Source organism: Pseudomonas sp. B35(2017), from assembly GCF_002113645.1.
In the GTDB taxonomy this organism is placed as follows: Bacteria; Pseudomonadota; Gammaproteobacteria; order Pseudomonadales; family Pseudomonadaceae; genus Aquipseudomonas; species Aquipseudomonas ekonensis.
Map to the genome: position 1 here is coordinate 43,105 of NZ_NEIZ01000006.1, position 13,910 is coordinate 57,014.

13 protein-coding genes are annotated in these 13,910 nt (G+C 65.8%); 4 read left to right on the top strand and 9 right to left on the bottom strand.

Annotated features, from left to right (window positions below; genetic code table 11):
• Window positions 1–2 precede the first annotated feature (2 nt).
• From CAG41_RS13045 to CAG41_RS13070, 6 genes are all read right to left on the bottom strand, one after another.
• On the bottom strand, window positions 3–692 hold the full coding sequence (locus tag CAG41_RS13045) for a DUF1190 domain-containing protein (RefSeq protein WP_085707076.1): 690 nt from the start codon (window positions 690–692) through the stop codon (window positions 3–5).
• A 17-nt stretch (window positions 693–709) separates the two neighbouring features.
• Window positions 710–1,135 (bottom strand): DUF350 domain-containing protein, encoded by a 426-nt coding sequence (locus tag CAG41_RS13050; protein ID WP_085707077.1) that lies wholly within the window; start codon window positions 1,133–1,135, stop codon window positions 710–712.
• Between the two features lie 13 nt (window positions 1,136–1,148).
• A complete protein-coding gene (locus CAG41_RS13055) occupies window positions 1,149–1,799 on the bottom strand; it encodes a DUF2491 family protein (RefSeq protein WP_085585829.1) in 651 nt (216 codons plus the stop codon).
• 215 nt (window positions 1,800–2,014) lie between these two features.
• A complete protein-coding gene (locus CAG41_RS13060) occupies window positions 2,015–2,713 on the bottom strand; it encodes a PspA/IM30 family protein (protein ID WP_085585831.1) in 699 nt (232 codons plus the stop codon).
• Window positions 2,714–2,730: 17 nt separating this feature from the next.
• Window positions 2,731–3,399: a YjfI family protein gene (locus CAG41_RS13065; RefSeq protein WP_085585833.1), complete on the bottom strand. Its 669-nt coding sequence runs from the start codon at window positions 3,397–3,399 to the stop codon at window positions 2,731–2,733.
• 153 nt (window positions 3,400–3,552) lie between these two features.
• Complete coding sequence (locus CAG41_RS13070) at window positions 3,553–4,107, bottom strand: cysteine hydrolase family protein (RefSeq protein WP_085585835.1); 555 nt, start codon at window positions 4,105–4,107, stop codon at window positions 3,553–3,555.
• 101 nt (window positions 4,108–4,208) lie between these two features.
• Between CAG41_RS13070 and CAG41_RS13075 the strand changes: the two genes are divergently transcribed.
• The 4 genes from CAG41_RS13075 (at window position 4,209) to CAG41_RS13090 (ending at window position 10,663) form a co-directional block, all read left to right on the top strand.
• Window positions 4,209–5,204: a GlxA family transcriptional regulator gene (locus tag CAG41_RS13075; protein WP_085585837.1), complete on the top strand. Its 996-nt coding sequence runs from the start codon at window positions 4,209–4,211 to the stop codon at window positions 5,202–5,204.
• Between the two features lie 42 nt (window positions 5,205–5,246).
• Window positions 5,247–8,630 (top strand): hypothetical protein, encoded by a 3,384-nt coding sequence (locus CAG41_RS13080; protein ID WP_085707078.1) that lies wholly within the window; start codon window positions 5,247–5,249, stop codon window positions 8,628–8,630.
• 175 nt (window positions 8,631–8,805) lie between these two features.
• Window positions 8,806–9,942, top strand: coding sequence for a DUF3182 family protein (locus CAG41_RS13085; protein ID WP_085694689.1), 1,137 nt, complete (start codon window positions 8,806–8,808; stop codon window positions 9,940–9,942).
• Window positions 9,905–10,663 carry a S9 family peptidase gene (locus CAG41_RS13090; RefSeq protein ID WP_085585843.1) on the top strand — a complete coding sequence of 253 codons (759 nt, stop codon included), beginning with the start codon at window positions 9,905–9,907 and terminating at the stop codon, window positions 10,661–10,663. Before CAG41_RS13085 ends, CAG41_RS13090 begins: the two co-directional genes overlap by 38 nt.
• Window positions 10,664–10,729: 66 nt before the next feature.
• Here the strand turns inward: CAG41_RS13090 and CAG41_RS13095 are convergent, their stop codons facing one another.
• From CAG41_RS13095 to CAG41_RS13105, 3 genes are read right to left on the bottom strand one after another with little or no spacing between them, the layout of a single operon-like run.
• Entirely contained in the window at window positions 10,730–11,713 is a 984-nt protein-coding gene (locus tag CAG41_RS13095; protein ID WP_085707079.1) for a lysylphosphatidylglycerol synthase domain-containing protein, read from the bottom strand.
• Window positions 11,710–12,993, bottom strand: coding sequence for a cardiolipin synthase ClsB (gene clsB / locus CAG41_RS13100; protein ID WP_085585847.1), 1,284 nt, complete (start codon window positions 12,991–12,993; stop codon window positions 11,710–11,712). The genes CAG41_RS13095 and clsB overlap by 4 nt, the downstream gene beginning before the upstream one ends.
• Window positions 12,990–13,787, bottom strand: a complete 798-nt coding sequence (locus CAG41_RS13105; RefSeq protein WP_085638987.1) for an endonuclease/exonuclease/phosphatase family protein — start codon at window positions 13,785–13,787, stop codon at window positions 12,990–12,992. Before CAG41_RS13105 ends, clsB begins: the two co-directional genes overlap by 4 nt.
• Window positions 13,788–13,910 lie beyond the last annotated feature (123 nt).

Below are 13,910 nucleotides of genomic sequence, written 5' to 3' on the forward strand. Positions count from 1 at the left end.
GGTCAGCTGCTCGAGCGACCCCATCCGCCCCACCCGCTGCGGGCGCTGGACTGACTGCCGAAGCCGCCGCGGGAGGTGGCCGAGGCCACGTTGACCGGTTTGCGGTAGTCGCTGTCGTAGTCCTGCCGGCTTCTGGCCGGCGCCGATTCGATCCGCCGGTTCAGCGTCGAGGTGTCATAGGTCTGGCGCGTGTTGCGTTCGCGGTAGACCGGCGGCGGGCTGTAGGTCGAACGGCTGTTGCTCAACGCATTGCCGATCAGCAGGCCGGTGAGGAAACCGTTGCCCGAGCCGCCGGACGAGTGGGTGACATGGGTCGTTTGGGCGGCCTGGGCTTCGCCGGCCGGCATCGGCGCATCGGCGATCGCATCCAGATCCTGCATCGCTTCGCCGTTGCGCGGCACCTTGAAGCCGCCGAGCTTGGGCACGAACCGGCCGGCGGAATTCTTCTGACACCAGTCGGCGGCAAAGTCCGCGTCGCAGGCGGCCTTGTCGTCGTAGGCCGGGGCGATGCGCCGGTGTTCGGCCAGGGCCGCGACGTACGCGTCCGAGCAAATGTCCGCCGCCACGTCGGCATCCACGCACTGTTCCACGCTCTGGAAGCTGCGCGGTTGCTCCACCGCACCTGCCTGGCCGGAGATGGCCAGCGCCACCGAGGCGGCCAGGGACATCTGGACGTACTTGCTTCGTTTCATCACAGGCTCCCTGCCGGTCAGTTGGACGGTGTCATGCACGCAGCGTTGAGCATGCCCACGCTGATCGCCACGGCGGCGACATAGATGCCGGAGGCGATTTCGCCGTTGGCGATGCGCTGGGACGTGCCCTTGAGCACCAGGCCGGAGGCCAGGAACGCCAGCAGTTGAACGGCAGCGGCGATCACCGCCCAGAGGACGAAATCCAGGAGGTTGATCGAGTAGGCGATGACGTTGCTGGCCGGGATGGCGAAACCGATGATCGCGCCGGCCAGGGCGATGGCCGCCGCGCTGTTGCCGGCGCGGATCAGCTCGAATTCCTTGTGCGGGGTGATGCGGGTGTAGACGAACTGAAACAGCATGAACAGCAGCACGGCGCCGATCAGGTAGACGACGAAACCGACCAGTGCGGTCTTGTTCAGGGAAACGGACAGCGCTTCCAGCATGGCAAACTTCCTTTTAAACGGTGCTCAGGTCGGTGGTGTACAGTGAGATGCCCAGCGAGGTGCTCAGGCTGACGGTGCCTTCTTCGTCCTGTTCGACGGAGAACAGCAGCAGTTCGCGACGCTCGGTCAGGCCGGTTTCCCGGGCGTAGAGCATCGAGTGGTGTTCGATGGTGTAGGTTTCGTCCGGGTTGGCGACGTGTTCGGTCAGCGGCACCAGTTCGGTCTGGCCGCGTTCGGTGCCCCACTCACGGCTGAACGACACGCCGTCGAGGGAGTAGGTCGGCAGGCCGACGGGGCTCTGGGCGCCGGCCAGGCGCTGCAGTTCCGCGTCGCTGTTGACGGTCACGTAGTCGACGTAGTTGAACAGCGTCACCGATTCGATCTGGTCGTCGCCGGTCACGTGGACCTGCAGCCAGAAATCTTCGTTGTCCAGGTAGTAGCGGTGCAGCTTGTTCGACTGGCCGAGGTCGATCCAGCCGGCGCTCCAGATCGCCTGGGCGTCGGGCACCCGCACCGACGAGCTGCCGTCGAGCAGAAGCCCCAGGGTCGAGTCGAAACGGATTGCCTTGCCCTGCGCCAAGCCGAGCGGGCCGTCTGACGGTCCGGACGCTTGCGGTGCCGTCTGCCAGTTGCTGGTGCCCAGCAAGTCTTTGAACCATCCCATGGGTACTGTCCTTGAGGCGGGTGGAGGTGATCGTCAGCGAAAAACGCGGCTAGTGTACCGGGCTGCGGGCTGAACGAGCAGAGGGATTTGCCGATGGGGGACTGATTGAGGCGGTGGTTCCGCCGGCGCCATCGCCAGCAGGCGGGCTCCCGCCGGTTCCGGATCTTGCGCAACGCTGTGGGAGCGAGCCCGCTCCCACAGGTGGTGCAGCCGGTTTACTGGGCCGACTTCTGCTTCAGGCGCTCAAGGATCGCGTTGGCGCTGCCTTCGTTCGGCGTGATGCCGGCTTCGCGCAGCTTGCGGTCCAGGTCGTTGCCGGTCGAGGCATCGGCCAGTTCGTCCGCCGCGCTGAGCTCGGCGGCGCGCTGTTGCTGCTTGGCCTGCAGACGGTTCAGCGTGCCGACGGCGGTCTCCAGCTTGCCGTTGGCGCCGCCGCTGGCGATGGACGCGCTGACCTGGGCCTTCTGCACGCTTTCGCGGGCCTTGGCCATGTCCACTTGCTGGCGCAGGCTCTTGATCCGCGCCTCGGCCTTGTTGATGTCCTTGCGCATGTTCTCGGCGTAGGTGCCGAACTCGTCGCTTTGCTTCTTCTCGGCGTCGAGGTCGTTGGTCAGGGTCGAGATCGCTTCGGCCACTTCCAGCGCCAGGTCTTCGCGGCCGGCGTTCAGGGCCGACACGGCCTTGGCTTCCAGGTCCTTGATCTTGGCGTCGTACTCGCTCACGCGGTCGGCGGACAGCTTGTGCTTGGCCATGATGGTGACCAGCTCGCGGCGGGCGTTGGACAGGGCGCTGTCGGCATCGCGGATTTCCTGGTCGAGGATGCGCAGGGCCTGCTGGTCGACGATCGCTTCGCCGACTTCGTTGGCGCCGCCGCGCAGTGCGGTGAACAACTTGCTCCAGATGGACTGAGTCATTGGATTTTCCCTGTTGGTTACTTGAAGAAGTGCGCGAAGGCTTCGCTGGCGCGCTGCACGTTGTCGACCAGGGTCTTCACCTCGGTGACCACGTTGGTCAGGCTCGACTCGGCGCTGAGGGCGCCGAACATGTTGTAGACGGTCTGGCCGTTGGGCATGGACTCGATGCCGATGGACGACAGCGGGAACATTTCCCGGCTGCGCAGCACGGCGTCGTTGAAGGCGCGCACGTCGGTGATCGAGTCGATGTCCACCAGCACGGTGTCGACGATGATCTGCGCACCGGCGATGGCGATGTGAATCGGCAGGCCGCCGAAGTCGTTCATCTCCAGCTTGAGGCTGGGTTCGGAGCTCTGGATCAGAGACAGCGTGATCTCCTGCGAAGCGACCTCGTCCAGCGCCTTGAAGGCGGTGTAGAGGCTATCGATGTTCCAGTTGTTGCCTGCGCTCATGTAATTCTCCGACATGAATGAGCCAGCCAGAATCGGTTGGCGTAGCTGTTGCTCCATTTGCTTGAGCACGCCCCGGTTCTCGGGAAGCACCCAAGCTTCGTGTTTCACATAACCGGCGGCCGCCAGGCCCGCGCGCATCTGCTTCATGTAGAAGCTCGACGGTTTCTTCGCGGACGGTGTCGAGCGCACTCCCTTCGGGCTTTTCGGTTCCGCATCGGGGGAGCGGCTTTTCATGGCGATGACTCCGTTATGAACATCTCACGCGTGAGCCACACTACAGCCAATCCAAAGTGCCATCAATGGCTCACGCGTGAGATTTTTTCCGCTGCACGAAAGAAGGCCCGCAACAGGGCGGGCCAAGGTTTTTCCGGTTGTTTCAAACAGCGGTCAGCGGTTGGCCGACAGGAACTCGGCGGTGGACACCACGCTGGCGTAGGCAAAGGCCAGCGACGCCATGAAGGCGGCATGGACGTGGTCGGCCGGCACGGTGAGGCCGTTGAACTCCAGGTCGCGGGTGGCGCAGGCGTCGTGGATCACCGTGACACCGTAGCCCAGGTCCGCGGCGGCCCGGGTGATGCCGTCGATGCACATGTGGCTCATGCTGCCGACCACCACCAGTTCCTTGATGCCTTGCCCGTCGAGCAGCGCCTGCAGTTCGGTGTCGCGGAAAGCATTGACGAAATGCTTGAGCACCACCGGCTCGCCGGCGCGGTTGAGCACTTTGGGGTGCAGCTTGGCGCCGTCGGAGCCGGGGGTGAAGAACGGCGCGTCGGCGGAGGTGAATTCGTGGCGGATGTGGATCACCGCGTCGCCCGTCTCGCGGAACGTAGCGAGCAATTGCGCGGCGTTGTCGGCGGCGGCGTCGGCGCCGGTCAGCGTCCATTTGCCTTGGGGGAAGTAGTCGTTCTGGATATCGACTAGGATGAGCGCTTGCTTGGCCATGGGTGTGTCCTCGAAGGTTGGCGTGTCTGTGGGTTCAGTATTGGCGACGGGGCGCGTTCCGAGGATTGGCCGCCCCGACATTACACAGGGGAAAACTGACAATGGGCGCAGATAGGGCCGTCGTCGAGCTCGGGGTGCTGATCTACCCCGGCGCGCAGATGGCGGCGGTGCATGGCCTGACCGACCTGTTCGCGGTGGCCGACGCCATCGCCGCCGAACATCAGACCGTGCAGCGCCCGCTGCTGCGGGTCAGCCATTGGCGGGCGGCAGACGAACATGCGCCGGCGCGGGTCTACGACAGCCGCCCCGGCCCGGATGCCGGGCTGGTGGCGGTGACGATTCCTCCCTCCATCGGCGGCTTCGATGCGGCGACGGTGCCGGGCGGGCTGATGCCGTGGATACGGCAGCAACACGCCGCTGGCGCGACGCTTGGCGGTGTCTGCGTAGGCTCCTGGCTGCTGGCCGAAAGCGGCCTGCTGGACGGCCGCCGCGCCACCGCCCACTGGACGGCAGCCAAGGCGTTCGCCGAACGTTATCCAGCCATCGAGCTCAAGGCCGACACGCCGATCGTCGATGACGGCGACCTGATCACCACCGCCGGGCTGATGGCCTGGTCGGAACTGGGGCTGCGGCTGGTCGACCGGTTGCTGGGGCCGAGCGTCGCCAGCGCCACCGCACGGTTCCTGGTGGTGGAACACAGCGACAGCGCCAGCGAATGCGGCAGCAACTTCGCGCCGATCCTCAACCATGGCGACGCGGCGATCCTCAAGGTGCAGCACTGGCTGCAAGGCACCGGTGCGACCGATGTGTCGCTCGCGGCCATGGCCGAACGCGCCGCCCTGGAGGAACGCACCTTCCTGCGCCGTTTCCGCGCGGCCACCGGCCTGAAACCCACCGAGTACTGCCAGCACCTGCGGGTGGGCAAGGCCCGGGAGCTGCTCGAATTCACCAACGGCACCATCGACCATATCGCGTGGACGGTGGGGTATCAGGACCCCGGCGCGTTCCGGGGCACGTTCAAGAAGATCACCGGACTGGCGCCGAGCGATTACCGGAAGAGATTTGGTAGCATGCCGCCATCACCGGGCCGTGCTTGACGGCCATCGGCCCCGACTCAGGCGATACCGACAAGGATGTTCATGAACGATTCTCCCGACAGCAACCCACGAGGTTCCGCCGGCGGCGCCGCCAGCACCGGCGGGGCGGTCTATGCCGGCTCGGTCGGAGCATGGTGCGCCGTCGAGATGCTGCTGGGCCATGCGGCGTCGTTGCCCTGGAAACTGAGCGACCGGCACAGCATTGTCTCGATCACCTGTGAGAGCTCCACGCAGGTTGACGACCTGGTGCTGCGGCTGCTGCCCGAAGGCTCGGTCTACATTCAGGTCAAGCACGGCCTGGTGATGGGGCCTGAGTTCAAAAAGGCGATGGACCAGATGGTCCGGCAGTTCTGGAGCGACGGTTTCTCCCGCACCGAAGATCGGCTGGTCATCGCGACGGACTCCTCCGCGTCGGGCACGGTACGGGTGGCCGTGCAGCAAGTGCTGAACACGTGCCGCGATCTGGCCAGCGACGCAAAGCTTGAAGGGTGCGTGACCAGCGAGGCGACGGGGGCGGCGTTCAAGCGGTTGAGAACCTGTTTCGTCGACGAGTCGAAAAGACTGAAAAAGACGGATGCGGACATCGAGGAGGGCTTTCGCGGGTTTCTGGGCTGCACCCACCTGTCGGTCTTCGACACGCTCCTGGATCTGGAGCAGCATCACGCGATAGAGAAACTGCGTCAGGTCGTCGATCCGCAGCAGGCTTCGCAAACGTGGACCCTGTTGAATGTCACCTGCCTCGACATGGCAAAAAACCGCAAGTCCGTGGATCGTCCCGGACTCTGGAACATCCTGCGGCGCGAGCGCATCGATGTGTCCCATCACCGGTTGTCGTTGGCCGGGATGCAGGTTCGGCTCGAAGACATACTCCGGGGCATGACCGAGCAGCGGATCGACCAATTGCTGGGGCTGGGGAAATTCATACCCCATCTTTATGTGCCGCGCGTGGATCTGGATCGGCACCTGGAACAGTTCTGCGAGGCGCCCAGCTCCTTGATGGTGATCGTGGGCGGCTCGGGTCAGGGGAAAACTTCCTGGTGCGCGCAACGCGGCCGAACCGTGACGAAACGGCCGACCCTGCTGATCGGGGCGGAAAGCCTGGCGGTCGGCGATGCGAGCCTGAATGACAGTCTGAGCCGGCTCATCGTCGGGTATGTCCAAGAGCACGGCGGTTATCCCCTGCAAGCGCCCGAGCTGGCGCAGTGGCTCAAGCACACGCCGCTGCTGGTGATCATCGATGGCCTGGACCGGGCGTCTTCGTTCAGCGGGCATCTGAGCCAATGGATGGACGCCAGCCTGGCGCAACTGACCCAATCGCAACTGCAACTGGTGCTGACCGGGCGTCAGGAAACGATGGATCGCCTGAAGGCCCCGCTGGAGCTTTCTTCGTTGGTCTATCGACCGCAGAAGGGGGGCTGGCAAATCCGGCTCCAGGAATTCTCCAAGGAGGAGGCTTTCGCCGCCGCCGTTCTGTTGGGGGATGTCGGACTCGCGCGCTACCGGCATCCGAGCATGATGTCGTTCTGTGCGCAGATCCGCGCGCGCAGTGACGATGAGCTTGAGCAGACGCAGATCTTCGATCGTTTCATCGAACATCGCATGAGTCAGGTGATCAATGAACACACGATCCTGGAGGAACAGTTGAGCCTGTTTGTCGAGCGCCTTTCGCGGGCCTTGGCGAATTCGGAGCAAGGGGTGCTGGCCAAGCAAGAAGTGTTTGGCATGCCCGGCTTCGACCCCTCAGCCTATGAGGCCCTCAAGCGGGCCAACTTCATTGTCCAGAACCAAGGTGTGTTCCGCATCGAGCCGGACGAGATCTCGGAGCGCCTTCAGGGGCACCATGTGGATGTGCCGCAAACCATCGCCGGGCTGGATCGGGTCAAGGCGTTCCCCCTGAAGGTGGGCGCCTTGCGCTTTGCCCTGGCTGACCTGGCCCGGCGCGATGCGGGTCGGGCCATCGAACAACTTGAGCACCTGGTCGAGTACGCCGGGCATGAGCGCTTCGGCATCGCCCGCAGCCTGGTCTGTTCGACATTTGAGGCGTTGTCCGATTGGCGCTCGCTGGAGCCTTTGGCGACGAAGCTGGGTGAGGGCTACACAGGCAACAGCATCCTGATGCTGCTTGAGTCCGACAACGCATTGCTTGACTTGATGGCATCAGGGCGCTGGAACGCCGAACAACGGGTTCGTCTGCTCTGGACACTCGCGACGACGGAATCGGGGTACGACTGGCGCCACAAGCATTGGCAGCGACATGACAGGGTTCCCGGGTTTCATGTGACGCCCTGGCGCGAACGGATGCTGACCGCCATACAGGATCCGCAGTCGGATGCCTGGCGTTTTCTCGTCGAGCGCTTTGACTCGCAGGCGGCCCTCGAGGATTGCGACGAGGCCAAACTCGGGCACCTCGCCCAGGGGGTGTTCTTTCTCGGCGCCGAGACCTGCACCTGGGCGGCGCTCCAGGCTTTGACTCAGTCAGAGGGCAAGGAAAGCGCGGACATGATGGCAATGCTCGCCAGAGAATACGCCGGGCAAGTGCTCGGCCTGATGGCGCAAGTGCAGGCTTCGCCTCTATTTGAGGTGAGGCACAAGCAGGCGCTGGCCCGGGGCCTGTCCGCACTTGCGGTCTCCCCGGAAATCGCGCAGGCCGCATCGGGGTTGATGGCGGCAACGGACGACCCCGAGCTGCGCACCACCTGTCTGCGCATGCTGGCGCGAGGAGGCGATGCGGCGTCGGTGCGGGAACTGATCAACGCACCGGATTTGGCTGATGTCGATGTGGCCGTGTGCCTGAGTTATTCGGGCACGCAGTTCCAGGCATTCGCCGAGCGTGTGTTCGAGCGGGTGCTGCAGCGCGAAGCCGATGTGCAGGCATTGAGCGGCTTTCATTACGGACTGGGAACTCCTGAAGAGGCGGGTGCCCATTTCACTGCGCTGGAGCCGCTTTTCACCCAAGTGCTTGAGCAGTTGCCCGAGGCCGCGTGCCAGCTGGCGCTGATCCTCGAAAGCTACATCCGCAAAGCGATCGGTCACGATGCGGCATGGCCAGGCGTGTTCGAGATGGCTGAGCGCATCCTCTGCTCGGACGACGTGGATGCCCGCAGGCAAATCATTTACGCCTGCACCGGCACGGACAAGGGGGCGTCGGGCATCGAGGGTCAACGTTTGCGTACCCGGATGATTGACACGCTGGTCGAGCGGGAGACGGATCCCGAGAACTTCGAACTGTTGCAGGTGAAACTGCTGTCCGATCAGATCGGTCACCCCGATGCGCCGCGGTGGCTCTCTCGGATGATGGGTAAACAGGCCGACGTGCCCAGCGACAGAGCGGTTCTGCTGGCAGGGTTCAGGGGGGCGCAAACTCAGCGGATCGAAGGGGTCGTGGATGCCGCCCGATCTCTCCTGGGGGGCGAAACGGCTTTGTGACCCCTTTCGTGCAGAATGCCGTGCACTTTCGGCGAGTCGTGCAAAATGCGACAGGCGCAGCGCCATCAGCCCGTGGGCGGGCGCCTGAATCCGTTGGTTTTTTTCGGGGGCGGCACCTGGCCTGATCCCTGCACCGCTTCCGACTGAATCCATCGAACCGCCGGAAGGGGAGCCCATGGCCCCGACATCCCGCAGGAAACTGGTGGTCGCTCATTCGGTGCGGCCCGATGCGCCGCAGCATGAGGTGCAGACCAACACCGCGCTGGCCCGTTGGCTGGCGCAGATACTCGGGCTGAAGTTCGGCGGTGCCTTCGATCCGGCCACGCACCGTGGCCGCGATCTGTACCTGCTGCCGACCCAGACTGTCGTCGGCCCTGAGGCGGCTCGGAACCTGGGCATCCACGGCCCGGACGACCTATGGGGCGGCTACGTCGAGCACGATTTCATCTGCACCAAAGCCATCAGCCACGGACTGCGCAGCCATCAGGCCCATGCGCCGGCGGGGTGGTCGCCGCTGTTTTCCGAGCGGGTGCGCACGGTCGTGCTCGACGGCCTGAGCGTGTTCGCCCTCGAAGATGCGCGGCCCGCCGCCGAGCACCTGCTGTACGGCGGGCCGATCCGCCTCAAGCCGATCCACGCCTGCGCCGGACGGGGACAGGAGGTGATCGCCAGCCTCGACGCCCTCGACGAAGTCCTCGCCCGGCCGGACGCCGCAACGCTGTTCGGCGACGGCGTGGTGCTGGAGCAGGACTTGAGCGAGGTGGTCACCCACAGCGTCGGCCAGTCGTTCATCGGCGATACGGTGCTCAGTTACTGCGGCGATCAGTACTTGACCGAAGACGCGTCAGGCGAAGCCGTCTACGGCGGCTCGAACCTGCTGGCGGTGCGCGGCGGCTACGAAGCCCTGCTGGCGCTGGATCTGGCAGATGACGTGCGGCTGGCCGTCGGCCAGGCCCAGGTGTTCGACCGCGCCGCCGATGAGGCGTACCCGCGCTTCTACGCCTCGCGTCGCAACTACGACATCGCCCAAGGCCTGGACAGCGCCGGCAAGCCGCGCAGCGGCGTGCTGGAGCAATCCTGGCGCATGGGCGGCGCGAGCAGCGCTGAAGTCGCGGCGCTGCAGTGTTTCATCAACGATCCGCAGATGCCGGCGGTGTATGTCTCATCCGTGGAAACCTACACCGACCAGGCCCTGCCGGCGGACGCCATCGAGGTCTACCGGGGGCCGGCGGAGCACAGCGGTTTCCTCCTCAAATACGTGACGGTCAACGCCTATGACGGCCAGAAGCGAAAGCATTCAAATCGACATTGACGACGAACAGATGAGCGGGACGTTCCTCAGTCCCAAATCCAAGGTGCCCGGCGTGCTGTTCGTGCACGGTTGGGGCGGCAGCCAGGAGCGTGACCTGGAACGGGCCAAGGGCATCGCGGGGCTGGGCTGCGTGTGCCTGACCTTCGACCTGCGCGGCCACACCGGCGGCACCGGCATTCCCTTGAGCCGGGTCACCCGCGAAGACAACCTGCGCGACTTGATCGCGGCCTACGACCGACTGCTGGCCCACCCGGCGCTCGACACCTCGGCCATCGCCGTGGTCGGCACCAGCTACGGCGGTTACCTGGCGGCGATCCTCACCTCGCTGCGCCCGGTGCGCTGGCTGGCGCTGCGGGTGCCGGCGCTGTACCGCGACGAGCAGTGGCACCTGCCCAAGCGTGACTTGGACAAGGCCGACCTGCGCGATTACCGCGCCACGTTGGTGCCGGCCGGCAGCAACCGGGCGCTGCACGCCTGTTCGCAGTTCACCGGGGATGTGCTGCTGGTGCAGTCGGAGACCGACGACTACGTGCCCCACGCCACGATCATGAGTTACCGCGCCGCGTGCCAGCAGACCCATTCGCTGACCCACCGCATCATCGACGGCGCCGACCACGGGCTGAGCGATCCGGTGTCGCAGCAGGCCTACACCTCGATCCTGGTCGACTGGATCACCGAGATGGTGGTGGGTGAGCGGCTGAGCATCATCCAGTCCCGCTGAATCAGGCGTAATGCCTGCTGGCGCCATCGCCGGCAGGCTGGCTTCCTCGGAACGATGACGCGGTCCTCAGGAGGCCTTTCTCTCGATCCGCAGCGCCTTGGCCTTGGCCTCCACCACCAGGTACATCACCACCGTGATCAGCAGCGGCAGCAGGAAATAGATCGCCCGGTACGCCAGCAGCCCCGCCACCAGGCTGCCCCGCGACGCCTCGTGCTGGAGCAGGGCGACGAACACCGCCTCCAGCACGCCGAGCCCCGCCGGAATGTGGGTGACGACCCCGGCGATCGCGCTGATCAGCAGCACCCCCAGCACCAGCGGATAGTCGAGCTTGCCCGGCAGCAGGGTGAAGATCACCGCAGCCATCAGCGACCAGTTGAGGGCGCCCAGCAGCAGTTGCAGCACCGCCATGCGCAGCGACGGCAAGTTGATTTCCACGCCCCGCACCGACCATTCCCGGCGCCGGGAGAACCGGCACGCCGCCAGGTAGCCGGTGCTGGCCAGCAACAGCAGGGCGCCCACCCCGTGCAGCGCATCGCTGCTCAGTTTCCAGCCCGGCGGCATGCTCACCAGACCGCTGCTGAACACGACGCCGGCGATGGTCATGTAGCCGAACCAGTTGGTGGCCAGGCTCAGGCCGAGGATCTTGGCGATGTTGCCCTTGCTGACGCCCAGCCGCGAGTACAGCCGGTAGCGCATGGCGATGCCGCCGACCCAGGCGCTGAGGTTGAGGTTGAAGGCGTAGCTGATCAGGCCCACCGGCAGGATCTGTTTCCAGGTCAGGTCCTGGCGGATGTAGGTGCGGCCGATCAGGTCGAAACTGGCGTACACCAGAAAGCTCAGCAGCGTCAGGCTGGAGGCGATGAGCAGCGTGCGGGCCTTGAAGTCGGCCAGGGTCTGCAGCACCTCGGCCCATTCGATGCGGCTGGCGAACATCGTCAGCAGCACGATCAGCGCCAGGAAGAACAGCAGCGTCAGCGGGCGCTTCCAGCGGTGCCAGCGGGAGCGGGCCGGCGCTGCCGGATGCGCCGCTTCGGCAGTCGGGCGGCTCATCGGATTTCGCTGCCGGGTGTGTGGGTGAACGGCGCCAACCTGGGCTTGTGCGCCGGCAGCCAACCGGCCATGGCCGGGAAGTGGCGCAGGAAGTGGAACACCAGCAAGCCCACGGTCATGCGCCAGAGCCGCCCGCGCGGCACGCTGGCGGGATCGACCGCCCGGCAGTGGTCGCGGCTGAGCTGTTCCAGGTGCTCGTGCAGTTCGCGGTTGAACGTGCGGTCGCGGATCAGCACGTTGGCCTCCAGGTTCAGCGACAGGCTCAACGGGTCGAGGTTGCTCGATCCGACGGTGCTCCAGTCCTCGTCCGCCAGTGCGACCTTGCCGTGCAACGGGCGCTCGCAGTACTCGTGGATCTGCACCCCGGCCCGCAGCAGGTAGTCGTAGGTCAGGCGTGCGGCGAGTTTGGCCACTTGCATGTCCGGCTGGCCTTGGAGGATCAGCCGCACCTCGACGCCGCGCCGGGCTGCATTGCGGATCTCGCGCAGCAGCCGGTAGCCGGGGAAGAAGTACGCGTTGGCGATCACCACCCGGCGCCGGGCGCTGCGCAGCACCTGCAAGTACACGTCTTCGATGTCGCGGGGGTGCCGGTCGTTGTCGCGGAACACCAGGCGCACCTGGCCGTCGTGCCCGTCCAGGGCCAGTTGCGCCCGGCGGTCGCGGCGGCGCAGCCACCAGAACCGCGCCCGGCCCGGGCGGCCGCTCTGCAGCAGGGCGAAGTGGTGGATGTCGGCCACCGCCGGCCCTTGGATCTGCACCGAATAGTCCTGCTTGGCTTCGGGGCCGAAGTCCGCCAGGTGGTCGCCGGAGAAGTTGATCCCGCCCATGAACGCGATTTGGCCGTCGACCACCACGATCTTGCGGTGCAGGCGCCGGAACCAGTTGGTGCGGATGCCCAGGCGCTTGGGCGCCGGGTCGAAGATCTGCAGGTGCACGCCGGCCTCGCTGAGCGCCGCGAGGTAGCCGGCGCTCAACTCGCCGCAGCCGAACCCGTCGAAATTGACGGTGGTGCGCACACCGCGCCGGGCGGCGTCGATGAGGATCTGCTGCAGTTCGAGGCCGACCTTGTCCTCGAACACGATGAACGTCTCCAGCAGGATTTCGCTCTGAGCCCCGCGCAACGCGGCGAACACCCGGGGGAAGTAGGCTTCGCCGTTCACCAGCAGTTCGACCCGATTGTTGCCTTGCCAGCCGTAGTCGACCTCGACGGCGCCGGGCTCGCGCACCGGGGCGGCGGGCAGGGACGCAAGTGTGGATTTCTCCAGCGGTGCGCTGCTCATGCTTCGATCTCCACGGACAGCGGCACATGGTCGGACAGGTGTGACCAGGGCCGGTTGGCCAGCACTTGTGGGCGGCTGGCCTTCAGGTTGCGCACGTAGATGCGGTCCAGGCGCAGCGCCGGCAGGCGGGCGGGAAAACTGCGTGCGGGTTTGCCGTGGCGCTCGGCGAACACCTCGCGCAGGCCACAGGGCCCGAGCAGCGCATCGGCCTGCTGGCGCCAGTCGTTGAAGTCGCCGGCGACGATCAACGGCGCGTCGTCGGGCAGTCCGGCCAGGTATTCGGCGAGCCGCATCAACTGGCGGGTGCGGTGGCTTTCGCGCAGGCCCAGGTGCACGCAGAACGCATGCAGTTCACGGTCGTCCCCCGGCAGGCGCAGCACGCAATGCAGCAGCCCGCGGTTCTCGTGGCCGCTGATCGACACGTCGAGGTTGTCATGGCGCACGATCTGGAATTTCGACAGCAGCGCATTGCCGTGGTCGCCCTCCGGGTACACCGCGTTGCGCCCGTAGGCGAACTGCGGCCACAGGCTGTCGGCGAGGAACTCGTACTGCGGCATGGTCGGCCAGTCGGCGAAGCGCTTGGGGTGGTGTTCATGGGTGCCGTGGACTTCCTGCAGAAACACCACGTCGGCGGACACGCTGCGCACCGCTTCGCGCAGCTCCGGCAGGATGAAGCGCCGGTTCAGCGCGGTGAAACCCTTGTGGGTGTTGACGGTGAGCACCGTGAACCGGCACGTGGTGACGGACACCGTGGCCTGCTCGTCGGTGACGCCGATCGGCTCAGGGATGCTCATGGCCGCACCCCGCGATGCCTTGGGTATTCGATTGGATTCGCCGCCATGCCGTCCTCCCGTCCGAAGGCCGTTTGCAGGCCCTGTCTGTGGAGGACTGGCGGCAGGGCGGGAAAGTTTCGGCGG

Coding starts and splice junctions, on each gene's coding strand:
- CAG41_RS13045 (WP_085707076.1), bottom strand. CDS start 692: ATGAAACGAAGCAAGTACGTCCAGATGTCCCTGGCCGCCTCGGTGGCG.
- CAG41_RS13050 (WP_085707077.1), bottom strand. CDS start 1,135: ATGCTGGAAGCGCTGTCCGTTTCCCTGAACAAGACCGCACTGGTCGGT.
- CAG41_RS13055 (WP_085585829.1), bottom strand. CDS start 1,799: ATGGGATGGTTCAAAGACTTGCTGGGCACCAGCAACTGGCAGACGGCA.
- CAG41_RS13060 (WP_085585831.1), bottom strand. CDS start 2,713: ATGACTCAGTCCATCTGGAGCAAGTTGTTCACCGCACTGCGCGGCGGC.
- CAG41_RS13065 (WP_085585833.1), bottom strand. CDS start 3,399: ATGAAAAGCCGCTCCCCCGATGCGGAACCGAAAAGCCCGAAGGGAGTG.
- CAG41_RS13070 (WP_085585835.1), bottom strand. CDS start 4,107: ATGGCCAAGCAAGCGCTCATCCTAGTCGATATCCAGAACGACTACTTC.
- CAG41_RS13075 (WP_085585837.1), top strand. CDS start 4,209: ATGGGCGCAGATAGGGCCGTCGTCGAGCTCGGGGTGCTGATCTACCCC.
- CAG41_RS13080 (WP_085707078.1), top strand. CDS start 5,247: ATGAACGATTCTCCCGACAGCAACCCACGAGGTTCCGCCGGCGGCGCC.
- CAG41_RS13085 (WP_085694689.1), top strand. CDS start 8,806: ATGGCCCCGACATCCCGCAGGAAACTGGTGGTCGCTCATTCGGTGCGG.
- CAG41_RS13090 (WP_085585843.1), top strand. CDS start 9,905: ATGACGGCCAGAAGCGAAAGCATTCAAATCGACATTGACGACGAACAG.
- CAG41_RS13095 (WP_085707079.1), bottom strand. CDS start 11,713: ATGAGCCGCCCGACTGCCGAAGCGGCGCATCCGGCAGCGCCGGCCCGC.
- clsB (WP_085585847.1), bottom strand. CDS start 12,993: ATGAGCAGCGCACCGCTGGAGAAATCCACACTTGCGTCCCTGCCCGCC.
- CAG41_RS13105 (WP_085638987.1), bottom strand. CDS start 13,787: ATGAGCATCCCTGAGCCGATCGGCGTCACCGACGAGCAGGCCACGGTG.